Raw genomic sequence first — 13,729 nt, 5'->3', positions numbered from 1 at the left:
ACATGCATCCGCCTTGTTGCCAAAGCAGGCAAAAAAGAACCCGCCGCTGCAGGGCCGCCGATCGCCTGAGCGCTCGCCGGCCCACTGCCACCATCCGGGCCAAGCGGGGATTATGATGGCGCCATGAACGCACCCATCCGCATTTTCGGCGCCCGCCAGAACAACCTGAAGAACCTGGATGTCACGATCCGCACCGGCGAACTGCTGGTGATCACGGGCGTGTCCGGTTCGGGCAAATCATCGCTGGCTTTCGACACCTTGTATGCCGAGGGCCAACGCCGCTATGTCGAGACATTTTCGCCCTATGCCCGCCAGTTCCTGGACCGCATGGACAAGCCCCAGGTGGATCGCATCGAAGGCATTCTGCCCGCCATCGCCATTGACCAGGTGAACCCGGTGCGCAATTCGCGCAGCACGGTGGGCACCATGACGGAACTGAACGACCACCTGAAGCTGCTGTACGCACGCGCCGGCCATCTACATTGCGCCGGCTGCGCCCGTCCAGTGCTGCGCGACAACCCGTCCAGCATCCGGCGACAGCTGGACGCGCTGTGCGCCGCCGCCGACCCGCGACTGGTGGTCACCTTCCCCATCACCGTGCCGGGCAATTTCACCGAGGACGAGGTCCGCGGTTTTCTCGAACAACAGGGCTACACGCGCGTGCACGAACCGGCGGACGGCGCGCCCGGACCGACGGTTGACAGTCAGACGGAAGCCACCGCATCCGACGCGGCTCCAGCCAAAAAAACCGCCCGTGCGGCCAAAGGCAAGGCGGCCGCCCCCTCGCGCCGCCTGCACGTCATCCAGGACCGCTTCCGGCTGGGCAATGCCGAAGCCGCCCGGATCGACGAGGCGCTGGAAACCGCCCTGCACCAGGGCAATGGCCGGCTGACGGTCTACGCTCTGTTCGACGACCACGAAGAAGCCTGGCGTTTCAGCGCCGGCCTGCACTGCGCGCAGTGCGACATCGAATACAGCACTCCGCTGCCCAGCACCTTCTCGTTCAATTCCCCCCTGGGCGCCTGCGAGGCCTGCAAAGGCTTCGGGCGGGTCATGGGCATCGACTACGGGCTGGTCGTACCAGACGAAACGCGCAGCCTGCGCGAGGGCGCGGTCAAGCCCTGGCAGACCGCCAGCTATAAGGAATGCCAGCAGGAAATGGAGCACTACGCCGGCAAGATCGGCATCCGCCTGGATACTCCCTGGCGCGATCTGACGGCGGCGGAAAAAACCTGGGTGATCCACGGCGCGCCCGACTGGAAGGGCGGGCCGTCGGCCTGGAAACACCAGTGGTACGGCATCCAGCGTTTCTTCGACTGGCTGGAAACCAAAGCCTATCGCATGCACGTGCGCGTGCTCTTGTCCAAATACCGCAGCTACACGCCCTGCCCGGTCTGCCTGGGCGCCCGGCTGAAGGCCGACGCCACCTTGTGGCGCCTGGGGCGCAGCACGGAAGACATCCCCGGCTACCCGCGCTTCAAGCCGGCGCACGCGCGCTGGACCGCCGCCCAACTGGCCGGCCTGCCGGGTCTGGGCCTGCACGACCTGATGCGCCTGCCCATCGAACGCGTACGCGACTGGTTCGAGCATATCGAACTGGGCCAGGCGCTGGACGGCGCCTTGACCGAGTTGCTGGACGAGGTCCGCACCCGGCTGCGCTTTTTATGCGATGTGGGCCTGGGCTATCTGTCGCTGGACCGCCAGAGCCGCACCCTGTCGGGCGGCGAAGTCCAGCGCATCAACCTGACAACGGCCCTGGGTACGTCGCTGGTCAATACCCTGTTCGTGCTGGATGAGCCTTCCATCGGCCTGCACCCCCGCGACATCCATCGCATCGTGCAAGTCATGCAACGCCTGCGCAACCACGGCAACACCCTGGTGGTGGTGGAACACGACCCGCAGGTCATGGTGGCGGCTGACCGCATCCTGGACATCGGCCCCGGCCCGGGCGAACGCGGTGGGAATATCGTCTTCGACGGCACCCCCGCCGAACTGGCTGCAGCCGATACGCTGACCGGCCGCTATTTCGGCGGACGCGAACGGATCGAAGCCCCGCGCCCCATGCCGGTAGCCGATAAAACACCGCGCCTGCTGCTGCAAGGCGTGCGGGCCAACAATCTGCAGAACATCGATTTCTCCCTGCCCCTGGGCCGGCTGACCTGCCTGACCGGCGTGTCGGGATCGGGCAAATCCACGCTGGTGCAGGACGTGCTGTATCCCGCCCTGCTCAAACGCCTGGGGCGCCCCACCGAAGCTCCCGGCGAATTCGACGCCCTGCTGGGCGCCGAGCAGATCGCCGACGTGGTGCTGGTGGATCAGACCCCCATCGGCAAGACGGCGCGGTCCAACCCGGCCAGCTATGTCGGCGCCTTTGACGCCATCCGCAAACTGTTCGCCGCCACGGATCTGGCTCAGGAACGCGGCTACACGGCCGGCACGTTCAGCTTCAACACCGGCGACGGACGCTGCCCCGGCTGCGGCGGCACCGGCTTCGAACACGTTGAAATGCAGTTCCTGTCGGACGTCTACCTGCGCTGTCCGGACTGCAACGGCAAACGCTTCCGCCCACAGATCCTGGAAGCCCGTATCGAACATCTGGGCCGCACGGCGTCCATCGACGAAGTCCTGGACATGACGGTCAGCGAGGCTCTGGAATTCTTCAAGGGCCTGCGCGACGTGCAATGGGGCCTAGCGCCGCTGGCCGACGTGGGCCTGGAATACGTGCGCCTGGGACAACCCGTGCCCACCCTGTCGGGCGGCGAAGCCCAGCGCCTGAAATTGGCCGGCCATCTGGCGACGGCGGCCAAATCCCGCGCGCCCCAAGGCATGCTGAAAGGCAGCCTGCTGCTGTTCGACGAGCCCACCACCGGCCTGCATTACGACGACATCGCCCGGCTGATGCGGGCGTTTCGCAAACTGCTGGCAGCCGGCCATTCCCTGCTGATCATCGAACACAATCTGGACGTGATCCGCGCCGCCGACTGGATCATCGACCTGGGGCCGGAAGGCGGCGACCAGGGGGGCCGCATCATGGCGCAGGGCTCGCCCGACCAGCTGATGCAACACCCCGCATCCCACACCGGCCAGGCCCTGGCCAACTATGCCCGCCAGCTCGACAGCCCCGCGCTGATGCTGCAAGAACCCACGCCACGGTCGCCTTCGGCATCCGCCAGCGCCGACATCCACATCGTCAATGCCCGCGAACACAATCTGAAGGGCATCGAGGTCCATATTCCGCGCGATACCTTCACCGTCGTCACTGGCGTGTCCGGCTCGGGCAAATCCACGCTGGCCTTCGACATCCTGTTCAACGAAGGGCAGCGCCGCTATCTGGAATCCCTGAACGCCTACGCGCGCGCCATCGTGCAGCCCGCCGGCAAACCCGACGTCGACGCCATCTATGGCATTCCGCCGACCGTGGCCATCGAACAGCGCACCAGCCGGGGGGGACGCAAGTCCACCGTGGCGACCATGACGGAAATCCACCACTTCCTGCGTCTGCTGTACGTGCGCCTGGGCACGCAGATGTGTCCGGACTGCCAGGTGCCGGTGGCCCCCCAGACGCCGGAACAGATCGTCGCCCAACTGCTGCGCGACCATACCGGCGACCACATCGGGCTGCTGGCTCCGCTGGTCGTAGCCCGCAAAGGCTATTACACGGATCTGGCCAAATGGGCGGCCTCGCATGGCCATACCCATCTGCGGGTGGATGGCGAATTCATTCCGGTCGCACCCTGGCCGCGCCTGGACCGCTACCAGGAACACACCATCGAACTGCCGGTGCGCGACCTGATCGTCGATGCGCGGGATGAAGCCGGGCTGCGCGACGCAGTGCGGGCCGCGCTGGCGCTGGGCCACGGCAGCTTCCGCGTCCTGACCGGCTTGACCGCCGCGGGCCCCGCCACGCTTGAAGCCCGCCGTGCCGGGGGACTGGCCCCCGATCCGCTGCTGCTGACTTTTTCGATCAAGCGCGCCTGCCCGAACTGCGGCACCAGCTTTCCCGAACCCGATCCGCGCCTGTTTTCCTATAACTCGCGCCACGGCTGGTGCACCAGCTGTTTCGGCACCGGGCAGTCCTTGGCGGGATTCACGGAAGAACAGACGGGCGAAGAAGCCGGCTGGCTGGAAAGCAGCCCGGACGACGCCCTATCGGTCTGCCCGCAATGCCACGGCCAGCGTCTGAATCGCGTGGCGCTGGCTTTCCGCTGGCACGAGCGGTCCATCGCCGAATTGGCCTCATTGCCTGTCAGCGACGCCCAGCGCTTCTTCCTGGGGCTGGGCACCCAGGGGCGAGAGGCCGAGATCGCCCGCGATATCCTGGCGGAAATCCGCGGTCGTCTGAACTTCATGATGGATGTGGGGCTGGGCTACCTGGCCCTGGACCGAGCCGCCCCCACGCTGTCGGGCGGCGAGGCCCAGCGCATCCGTTTGGCCGCTCAGCTGGGTTCGAACCTGCAAGGCGTCTGCTATGTGCTGGACGAACCCACCATCGGCCTGCATCCGCGTGACAATCGTATCCTGCTGGACGCCCTGAGCCGCCTGGAAGGCAATGGCAACACGCTGGTCGTCGTCGAGCACGACGAGGACACCATCCGCCGCGCCGAACACGTCATCGACATCGGACCCGGCGCCGGGACGCGCGGCGGCATGGTGGTAGCCCAAGGCACGGTCGCCGACATCGCCAACAACCCCGCATCCCTGACGGGCCGCTACCTGCGCGAACCGCTTATCCACCCCATGAACGGCAGGCGCGCAGTGGATGCCCAGACCCCGGCCATCGAGATCATCGACGCCGCGCTGCACAATCTGCGCCAGGCGCGGGCGCGGGTGCCGCTGGGCCGCCTCACGGTGGTCACCGGCGTGTCGGGCTCCGGCAAATCCACGCTGGCCCGCGAGGTGCTGCTGGACAATCTCAGCCGCCGGGTCAACAGCCGCCTGTCCGTTCCCTGGCAAGGCTGCCGGGACATCCGCGGCTGGGAAGCCATCGACCGGGTGCTGGAAGTCGACCAGACGCCGATCGGCAAGACCCCCCGGTCCTGCCCGGCCACCTATGTCGGCTTCTGGGACGACATCCGCAAACTGTACGCCAGCACCCGTGAATCGCGGCTGCGCGGCTGGACGGGATCACGTTTCTCCTTCAATACCGGCGACGGCCGCTGCCCCGAATGCGAAGGCCAGGGCATGCGCACCATCGAAATGAGCTTTCTGCCGGACGTCAAAGTGCCTTGCGAGGCCTGCCGCGGAGCGCGTTTCAACCAGGAAACCCTGGGCGTGCAATGGAACGGTCGCAGCGCCGGTGACGTGCTGCGCATGGAAGTCGACGACGCCGTCGGCCATTTCGCCGCGCACCGCAAGATCGCCCGCGCCCTGCAACTCATGCAGGATGTGGGTCTGGGTTATCTGACCTTGGGTCAGCCTTCCCCCACCTTGTCGGGCGGCGAGGCCCAGCGCATCAAGCTGGTCACGGAACTGACCAAGGCCCATCTGGACGAAGGCGTGCTGCGCACCGGTCGGGCGTCGCGCGCGCCGCACACGCTCTATGTGCTGGACGAACCCACCGTGGGCCTGTCCACTGCCGACGTGGAAAAGCTGCTTGGCGTACTGCATCGGCTGGTTGCTGCCGGCCATACGGTGGTGGTCATCGAACACAATCTGGACGTCATGGCGGAAGCCGACTGGATCATCGATCTGGGGCCGGAAGGCGGCGACCAGGGCGGCCAGGTCGTCGCCCAAGGCAGCCCCGAACAGCTATGCGCAACGCACACCCACACCCACACGGGCCGCATCCTGGCGGAATTCCTGCAGAGGACGCACGCTTCTGCATGAATACCGCATCTGTGTGCCTGTTTGAAAACCGCCTGAACGGCTGGTCGCTGCGCCTGGACGAGTTGATCGACCGGATCGCCGTCCACCGCCAGGCCGACCTGCCAGCGGCCTGGGACGCCATCGACGCCGCCCGCCAGGCCGGGCATTGGGTGGCCCTGCTGCTGGATTACGAGCTGGGCGCGTGGTTGGACGCAGGCCCCGGCGGATCTGACCCGTACACCCGAGACCCTCTGCCCCGGCTGACCGCGCTGGTGTACGCCCAGGCGCAAGAACAGGGCCGCTGGGACCCAGGCGGACAGCCAGCCCAGTTCCCCGCGCCACCCGCCGGCGACACACCGGTCGCCGCGCCCCAGACGCCCGACGCGCCGAAGCTGCGGCTGCGCAGCGACCGATCGCGGGCCGACCATGCCCAAGCCATCGCGTCGATCCGCCACGGCATCGCACGCGGCGACTTCTATCAGGTGAATTACACGATTCCCCTCCACCTGAGCTGGCCTGCCACGCTGGCGCCCGCGCAGGTTTACCAGGACCTGATCGCTCGTCACCCGGTGTCCCAGGCGGCCTGCCTGCACGATGGGGATCGCTGGGTGCTGTCGCTCTCGCCCGAATTGTTCGTCGCCCGCCAGGGCAGCCGCCTGCTGACCCGCCCCATGAAGGGCACGGCCCCGCGACACCCCGATCCCATCCATGACCGTCAGGCGGGCGAAGCCCTGCTGCGCAGCGACAAAAATCGTGCCGAAAACCTGATGATCGTCGATCTGCTGCGCAACGACCTGGGACGTCTGGCCACACCGGGCACCGTGCGCGTGCCGGCCCTCTTCAGCCTGGAAGGCTACCCTTCCGTCTGGACCCTGACATCGTCCGTGCAGGCCGAAGCGCCCGGTGTCCCGTTTTCCCAAGTGCTGCATGCCCTGTTTCCCTGCGGGTCGGTAACAGGCGCCCCCAAGATCGCCGCCATGCAGGCCATCCAGGCGCTGGAAAAACGGCGGCGGGGCATCTATTGCGGCAGCGTGGGCTGGCTGGCGCCCAACGGGGATTTTTCCCTGAACGTCGCCATCCGGACCATCGAGATCCGCGACGGCGAGGCCCAGTTCGGCGTCGGCGGTGGTATCGTTTTCGATTCCCAGGCCGATGAGGAATGGCAGGAATGCCTCTGGAAGGCCAGAATCCTGGACCGCTGGACCCCGTATGACGACGCCGCCCGCCCTGATTGAGACCATGCGCCTGGAACAGGGCCGGATCGCGCTCTGGCCCGGCCATCGGATGCGGCTGCGGGCCTCTGCCGCCGCCCTAGGCTACCCCCTGGATCTCACCGCACTGGATGCTCAGGTGTCGGCCAGCCTCCACGCCGCCACCCAGGATGCCAGCAGCGACTCGTCCACGGTCGACCCGAAGACGGCTTGGCGCCTGCGCCTGCTGCTGGCAGCCGATGGCCAGATCTCTCTGACCGCCGCGCCGCTGCCGCCGACTCCCGTGCCGGTCCGCCTGGCCATCGCCGCGGACATTCTGGGCGACAGGATCGAACCCTGCCCACCACCGCCCTCCCACCCCCAGCTCCCGGATAGTTTCTGGCGGCGGCACAAGACCAGCCATCGCCCCTGGTTCACCGCCGCCCATGCATGGCTGCAGGCGCATACGGACTGCTTCGATCTGGTATTCAGTGACGCATCGGAACGCTTGTCCGAGGGTAGCCGCTGCAATGTGTATGTCCGCGACCCCCAGGGCCGCTGGCTGACGCCCCCCGCAAACGGCGGCGTGCTGCCCGGCGTGCAGCGTCAGTGGCTGCTGGATCAGGGTCTGGCACGGGAAGCGGACCTGAGCCTGGACGATCTATGCACCGCACCCGCCCTCCGGGTGTCCAATGCACTGCGCGGCTGGCTGGATGCGCAACTGGTCCGGGACGCCAGACACTGGACGGAAACACAGGCTGAAGGCATGCACAGCTTTACCCCACGCCCATGATCCGATAGAATCCAACGGTTGCCCTGCAGGGTGGGCAAGATTTTTTTAATCCTCAGGCGCTCGCCGGCCTTCTCTGGCCGCACGCCGAAGACATTACACCAGACCCATGCCACCGCCACATTCCGCCCGCACATATCCTTTCCTGTCCACGCCGTTCGTGGCTCGTCTGTTCAAACTGGCTTTGTGCGCCAGCGTCGTGGCACTGGCGGGATGCGCCGCTACCCAGTCCCGCCAGACGGCGGATGCCAGTTCCAATCATCTGCTGCGCGACAGCTACCTGCTCAGCACCCAATCCGACCCCCTTGGCGCCTGGCTGGACAGCAAAGACCAGCTGGATATCAACTATCCGCAGTCCGATAACCCCTCCAGCCAAATCCCCAAGACCATGGCCGCCACGGCGATGAAGTTCCTGGGGGTCAAATATCGGTATGGCGGGGATGCGCCCGGCGAAGGCTTCGACTGCAGCGGCCTGGTCGCCTATGCGGCAGAAAAATCCCTGGGGCTCAAACTGCCGCGCACCGCCAGCAGCCAGGCTCAGGAAGGCATTTCGATTGATCGCGGCGAACTGCGCCGGGGTGATCTGGTGTTCTTCAATACCCGAGGCCGCCGCTTTTCTCATGTCGGCATCTACCTGGGCAACCACCAGTTCGTGCATGCGCCGCGCACCGGCGCGGCCATCCGTGTCGAGAGCATGGACATCGCCTACTGGCGCAAGCGCTACAACGGCGCACGACGCCTGAAAGCCCAACCCGACACAGCGCAGCGCTAACGCGCGCTTCTCCGTGCAGGCTGGGGGTCTACGGTTCCCTTCAGTCTCGCACGCTCAGTTCAGACGCACCCTGGCCGATACCGCGATATCGGCATTCTGCTTCAAGGGACACGCCTTGCAGTAGCCGCATTGGTCCAAGGCCTGCTGCATGCTGCATACGGACCGCCGGCAGGTCAGCACCCGCACCCCGGCCCGCTGGGCGGCAGCCCGGAACGTCTTCATGACGTTGTGCCCCAGGAAATCCGTCAACAAGATCACCAGGTCCGTCCCCGATGGCAAGGCTGGCGCCTTTTTCTGATGAGAAGGCTCTCGACCGCTGATGTGGTGCCGGATGGCAATATTGTGGTCGCGCAGCAGATCGGGGATATTGCCCAGACGGTCCGCACCGACGACCAACGCACTGACTTGAGACTGCGCCATGAGACTGGCTCCTGTAAGGGAACAGGAAGAAAGCAACTTCCTCCATGAACATAAATAATAATCATTCTTATTCAGGAATGCAATTTCCACCTGCCACAAACTGTCTCAGCCGTGCTTGCCGCCCCGGAAAATTGAATAACAGCTGACGGTGACTGTCAGGCGACGGTCAGGGATTATTCAGACTTTTGTACGTTGCAAAGCGCAGAATGAAAAGCAAGATAATCCTTAGGAGACTGTTCCATGCACACGCTATTTCGGCACGGCCTGCCTTGCGCCGCCGTCGCGCTGGCTTTGAGCTTGGCCAGTAGTCCCAGCCGGGCGGCAGACGATCAGATTCTGCTCGGCGCATCCGTCCAGTTGACGGGCCCAGTCGCCAATACCGGTCGGTACTACAACGATGCCTACAAGCTGGCCGTTGATCAGATCAACCGCAAAGGCGGTGTCACGGTCGGCGGCAAAAAATACACGCTGGCCCTGAAAATCTACGACAACCAGTCCGACGTCAACCTGAGCGTGCGCCAATACACGCAACTGGTGTCCCAGGACAAGGCCAATTTCCTCTTGGGACCGTTCGCCAGCAACTTCGCCCTGGCCGATTCCGCCGTCTCGGAAAAATATCAGATCCCCATGGTCCAGGGCGGCGGCGCATCGGATCAGATTTTCTCGCGGGGATTCAAGTACATCTTCGGCACCCTGGCGCCGGCCAGCGACTATTTCGGCAGCACGATCAAAATGTTCAAGCAACTGAAGCCCGAACCCGCCAAGGTCGCCCTGCTGTATGCGGATGACGCCTTTGACGTATCGGTCGCCGAAGGCACCCGACCGCTGCTGAAAGCGGCGGGCGTCAACACCGTCCTGGATGAGCGCTACAGCTCCAATGCCAGCGACTTCAACACGCTGCTGTCGCAAATCAAGTCCAAGCAAGCAGACGCCGTGCTGGTCGCCGGCCACGAGACCGAGATCCTGAACTTCATCCGCCAGTCCAAAAGCCTGGACGTTTCGCCGAAGTTCTATTCCTTCACCGTGGGCGTGCCCAGCGAGGACTTCCGCAAGGCCCTGGGCAATGACGCTGACTACGCCTTCGGCATGACGGCCTGGCTGCCCAGCGAAACCTTGAAAGACGACTGGTTCGGCGACGCGGCCCAGTTCGCCAAAACCTGGGGCGCGCAATACCGCTACGAACCGGACTATCACGCTGCTTCCGGAGTGTCCGATGTCGAAGCACTGGTCAAAGCCATCGAAAAGGCCGGCACGCTGGATCCCAAGGCCGTCCGCGATGCGCTGGCCGCCAGTGACTTCCACAGCCTGTACGGCCACATCAAGTTCGCCGACAACGGCCAGATCCATCTGGACCAGACCGTGATCCAAGTGCAGAACGGCAAGCCGGTGGCCGTGTTCGACGGGGACAAATTCGTGACCCAACCGAAATACCCCATGCCGGACTGGTCCAAGCGCTAATCCACCCATCCCCCGGAGCACGCCGTGGATCTTCTGCTGCAAGTCCTCATCAACGGCATCCTGCAGGGCGGACTGTACGCCATCGTGGCGCTCGGCTTGGCCCTGGTCTGGGGGGTGCTCAATATCGTCAATCTTGCGCATGGCGCCTTCATCATGCTGGGCGCCTACATTTCCTGGTACAGCTTTCAGTGGCTGCACCTGGACCCCTTCCTTGGGCTGCCGCTGACGGCAGTCCTGATGTTCTGCGTGGGCTACGCCATCCAGCGCGGCATCCTGAATCTGATCGTGCGCTCGCCCATGTTCAACACGCTGCTGATCACCTTCGGGATGGAAGTCGTGCTGACCTATCTCGCCCAACTGGTGTTCTCTGCTGACTTCCGCACCATCAACCCCGATTACTCCGGCCAGAACGTCACGCTGGGGGGCCTCACCATCCCCCTGGTGCGACTGGCGGCCTGCCTCATGGCCATCGCCCTGACGCTGATCATGTGGTATTTCCTGCTGCGGACCCGCCTGGGCCGGGCCATCCGGGCCACGGCGCAGAATCTGTCCGCAGCGCGCTTGTATGGCGTCGAACCGCGCCACCTGTACGCGGTCACCTTCGGCCTGGGCCTGGCGCTGGCCGGCGCCGCCGGGGGCCTGTACGGCACCGTCTCGCAGATCAACCCCTATATCGGCGCCACGCTGACGGCCAAGTCCTTCGCCATCGCCATCATCGGCGGCCTGGACACACCGCTGGGCGTGATCGCCGGCGGCCTGATCCTGGGTCTGATCGAGTCCCTGACCACGCTGTATATCGGTCCTACCTACGCGGACGTCGCCAGTTTCGGCGTGCTGGTGCTGGTGCTGATCGTGCGGCCCACCGGTCTGCTGGGGAGAACCGCATGACACGCTGGCGCCCCTTCCTGATCGTCGCGGCAGTGATCGCGCTGGCGCTGCTGCCCTGGTACGGGTCCGACACCCTGATCCAGTTCGGCATCAGCACGCTGCTGCTGGCCGTGCTGGCGCAGGGCTGGAACATCATCGGCGGCTATACCGGCTATCCGTCCTTCGGCAATTCCGCGTTCTACGGCCTGGGCGCCTATGGCGTGGGCATTGCCATGGTGCAGTGGCACCTGCCCTTTGCCGTGGGCATGGCCTTCGGCGCCGCGCTGGCCGTGGTCTTCGCCCTGTTGCTGGGCATCCCGGTGCTGCGCCTGAAGGGCCACTATTTCGCCATCGCCACCCTGGCCCTGGCGCAGATCATGGCGGCCATCATCTCCAATGTGCCGCTGGCCGGACAGAACATCGGCCTGGTGCTGCCGCCGTTGAACGATGACCGCATGTTCTACGAACTGTCGTTGATCCTGCTGGCCGCGGCCACTCTGACCGTCTGGTGGCTGACCCGCAGCCGCTTCGGCTTCGGCCTGATCGCCATCCGCGAAAACGAGGAAGGCGCCGTCGTCATGGGGGTGGACACCACCCGCTACAAGGTGCTGGCCTTCGCCCTGGCCGGGGTGTTCAGCGCCCTGGCCGGCGGCATCCAGGCCTACTGGATCACCTTCCTGGATCCCGGCAGCGCCTTTGACATCACCCTGAACGTCAAGATGATCATCATGGCGGTGTTCGGCGGCCCCGGCACGATCATGGGACCGATCGTCGGGTCCTTCATCCTGTCGGCCATTTCCGAACTGCTGTCCAGCGAGGTCACCAGCATCGCGGGCCTGTTCTTCGGCATCGTCATCGTCGTCGCCGTCGTGCTGATGCCGCGCGGTCTGGCCGACGTGGTGCAGCGCTTCCATCGTCTGGGATGGCGCTATTTCATCGACAACATCCGGACCAACCGCATATGAGCCCGATCCTCGAAGCCCGACAGCTCACGCGCCGTTTCTCGGGGTTGTTGGCGGTCCATGACGTCAGCTTTTCCCTGGCGACCGGTGAAATCCTGGGCTTCATCGGCCCCAATGGAGCCGGCAAGACCACGCTGATCAGCCTGCTCAGCGGCACGCTGGAACCCACCGAAGGCGAGGTCTGGTTCGATGGGCGGCGCATCGACCGCATGGCCGCCTTTCGCCGCGCGCGCCTGGGTATCGGGCGCACCTTCCAGATCATGCAGCCCTTTCCCGGCCTGTCGGTGCTGGACAACGTCGCCGTCGGCGCCCTGTTCGGACGCGGCCAGGGAGAAGCAAAACTATCCAAGGCTCGCGACAGCGCCCGCGAATGCCTGGAATTCGTCGGTCTGGGCAAGCACGTCGACCACCGCGCCGAGGACCTGGGCGGGCCGGACCGTAAACGCCTGGAACTGGCCAAAGCCCTGGCTATGCAGCCACGCGTGCTGCTGTGCGACGAAGTCATGGCCGGCCTGAACCTGGTGGAAATCGACGAAGTCATCGACATCATCCGCAAAGTGCGCGACACCGGCATCAGCATCATCGTCATCGAGCACGTGATCAAGGCCATCCGCAATCTGTCGGACCGCATCATGGTGCTGCACCACGGCGAAAAGATCGCCGACGGCCCGCCCGACAGCGTACTGAGCGATCCGGGCGTGGTCGAAGCCTACCTGGGAAAAAAACGCACATGAGCACCACCCCTTCGACACACGCGCCGCTGCTGCAGATCCACACCCTGTCCGCCGGCTACGGGCTGGTGCAGGTGTTGCACGACATCACGCTGGACGTGCGCGAGGCTGAATTCCTGGCTCTGGTCGGCAGCAACGGCGCGGGCAAGACCACCTTGCTGCGGGTCCTGTCCGGCCTGCTCCCCAGTCAATCAGGCCGCATCATCTGGGCCGGGACCGAGATCCAGGGCGGCACACCCGATCAGATTTTCCGGCAGGGCATCGTCCAGGTTCCCGAAGGCCGTCAGCTCTTTCCCCGCATGTCGGTGCAGGACAATCTGCTGATGGGCGCCTACCGGCGCACGGATGCGGCGGCGATCCGCACCGACCTGGAGCAGGTATATGCCCAGTTCCCGCGCATGGCCGAGCGCCGCCGGCAACTGGCCGGCAGCATGTCGGGCGGCGAGCAGCAGATGTGCGCCATGGCACGCGCCCTGATGGCGCGCCCGCGCCTGCTGATGGTGGATGAAATGAGCCTGGGCCTAGCGCCCATCGTCGTCGATCAGTTGATGGAAAGCCTGGCGGCCATCCGCGATCAAGGCGTGACCGTGCTGCTGGTCGAACAGGACATCCATCTGGCCCTGGCGGCAGCCGACCGCGCCTACGTGCTGGAAACCGGTCGTATCGTTCAGGAAGGCCCGGCCCGCGAACTGATCGAGGACCCGGAACTGAAACGGGCCTATCTGGGCGTCTAG

The 13,729-nt window shown here is 65.3% G+C and carries 10 protein-coding genes; 9 read left to right on the top strand and 1 reads right to left on the bottom strand.

What is annotated here, in order from left to right; translation table 11 throughout:
- Positions 1-123 precede the first annotated feature (123 nt).
- The 4 genes from uvrA to WBF69_RS00130 all read left to right on the top strand — a co-directional run bounded on the left by uvrA (position 124) and on the right by WBF69_RS00130 (position 8,557).
- Positions 124-5,826, top strand: coding sequence for an excinuclease ABC subunit UvrA (gene uvrA / locus WBF69_RS00145; RefSeq protein ID WP_424259991.1), 5,703 nt, complete (start codon positions 124-126; stop codon positions 5,824-5,826).
- Positions 5,823-7,040, top strand: coding sequence for an aminodeoxychorismate synthase component I (gene pabB / locus WBF69_RS00140; protein ID WP_424259989.1), 1,218 nt, complete (start codon positions 5,823-5,825; stop codon positions 7,038-7,040). Before uvrA ends, pabB begins: the two co-directional genes overlap by 4 nt.
- Positions 7,015-7,788 (top strand): aminotransferase class IV, encoded by a 774-nt coding sequence (locus WBF69_RS00135; RefSeq protein WP_424259988.1) that lies wholly within the window; start codon positions 7,015-7,017, stop codon positions 7,786-7,788. The genes pabB and WBF69_RS00135 overlap by 26 nt, the downstream gene beginning before the upstream one ends.
- A gap of 106 nt (positions 7,789-7,894) precedes the next feature.
- Positions 7,895-8,557, top strand: a complete 663-nt coding sequence (locus WBF69_RS00130; RefSeq protein WP_424259986.1) for a C40 family peptidase — start codon at positions 7,895-7,897, stop codon at positions 8,555-8,557.
- Between the two features lie 54 nt (positions 8,558-8,611).
- On the opposite strand, the gene WBF69_RS00125 is transcribed toward WBF69_RS00130, so the two are convergent.
- Positions 8,612-8,977, bottom strand: coding sequence for a DUF2325 domain-containing protein (locus WBF69_RS00125; RefSeq protein ID WP_424259984.1), 366 nt, complete (start codon positions 8,975-8,977; stop codon positions 8,612-8,614).
- Between the two features lie 240 nt (positions 8,978-9,217).
- On the opposite strand from WBF69_RS00125, the gene WBF69_RS00120 reads away from it, so the two are divergent.
- Genes WBF69_RS00120 through WBF69_RS00100 form a run of 5 tightly spaced genes read left to right on the top strand, consistent with a single transcriptional unit; the run spans position 9,218 to position 13,729 of the window.
- Positions 9,218-10,435 carry an amino acid ABC transporter substrate-binding protein gene (locus WBF69_RS00120; RefSeq protein ID WP_424259982.1) on the top strand — a complete coding sequence of 406 codons (1,218 nt, stop codon included), beginning with the start codon at positions 9,218-9,220 and terminating at the stop codon, positions 10,433-10,435.
- Between the two features lie 24 nt (positions 10,436-10,459).
- Positions 10,460-11,323 carry a branched-chain amino acid ABC transporter permease gene (locus tag WBF69_RS00115; RefSeq protein ID WP_424259980.1) on the top strand — a complete coding sequence of 288 codons (864 nt, stop codon included), beginning with the start codon at positions 10,460-10,462 and terminating at the stop codon, positions 11,321-11,323.
- Positions 11,320-12,267, top strand: a complete 948-nt coding sequence (locus WBF69_RS00110) for a branched-chain amino acid ABC transporter permease (RefSeq protein WP_424259978.1) — start codon at positions 11,320-11,322, stop codon at positions 12,265-12,267. The genes WBF69_RS00115 and WBF69_RS00110 overlap by 4 nt, the downstream gene beginning before the upstream one ends.
- Positions 12,264-12,998, top strand: a complete 735-nt coding sequence (locus tag WBF69_RS00105; RefSeq protein ID WP_424259976.1) for an ABC transporter ATP-binding protein — start codon at positions 12,264-12,266, stop codon at positions 12,996-12,998. The genes WBF69_RS00110 and WBF69_RS00105 overlap by 4 nt, the downstream gene beginning before the upstream one ends.
- Positions 12,995-13,729, top strand: a complete 735-nt coding sequence (locus WBF69_RS00100) for an ABC transporter ATP-binding protein (RefSeq protein WP_424259974.1) — start codon at positions 12,995-12,997, stop codon at positions 13,727-13,729. Before WBF69_RS00105 ends, WBF69_RS00100 begins: the two co-directional genes overlap by 4 nt.

It is taken from the genome of Castellaniella sp., from assembly GCF_049673105.1.
In the GTDB taxonomy this organism is placed as follows: domain Bacteria; phylum Pseudomonadota; class Gammaproteobacteria; order Burkholderiales; family Burkholderiaceae_B; genus Castellaniella.
This window is presented reverse-complemented; position numbering and strand designations above follow the sequence as displayed.

Coding starts and splice junctions, on each gene's coding strand:
- uvrA (WP_424259991.1), top strand. CDS start 124: ATGAACGCACCCATCCGCATTTTCGGCGCCCGCCAGAACAACCTGAAG.
- pabB (WP_424259989.1), top strand. CDS start 5,823: ATGAATACCGCATCTGTGTGCCTGTTTGAAAACCGCCTGAACGGCTGG.
- WBF69_RS00135 (WP_424259988.1), top strand. CDS start 7,015: ATGACGACGCCGCCCGCCCTGATTGAGACCATGCGCCTGGAACAGGGC.
- WBF69_RS00130 (WP_424259986.1), top strand. CDS start 7,895: ATGCCACCGCCACATTCCGCCCGCACATATCCTTTCCTGTCCACGCCG.
- WBF69_RS00125 (WP_424259984.1), bottom strand. CDS start 8,977: ATGGCGCAGTCTCAAGTCAGTGCGTTGGTCGTCGGTGCGGACCGTCTG.
- WBF69_RS00120 (WP_424259982.1), top strand. CDS start 9,218: ATGCACACGCTATTTCGGCACGGCCTGCCTTGCGCCGCCGTCGCGCTG.
- WBF69_RS00110 (WP_424259978.1), top strand. CDS start 11,320: ATGACACGCTGGCGCCCCTTCCTGATCGTCGCGGCAGTGATCGCGCTG.
- WBF69_RS00105 (WP_424259976.1), top strand. CDS start 12,264: ATGAGCCCGATCCTCGAAGCCCGACAGCTCACGCGCCGTTTCTCGGGG.
- WBF69_RS00100 (WP_424259974.1), top strand. CDS start 12,995: ATGAGCACCACCCCTTCGACACACGCGCCGCTGCTGCAGATCCACACC.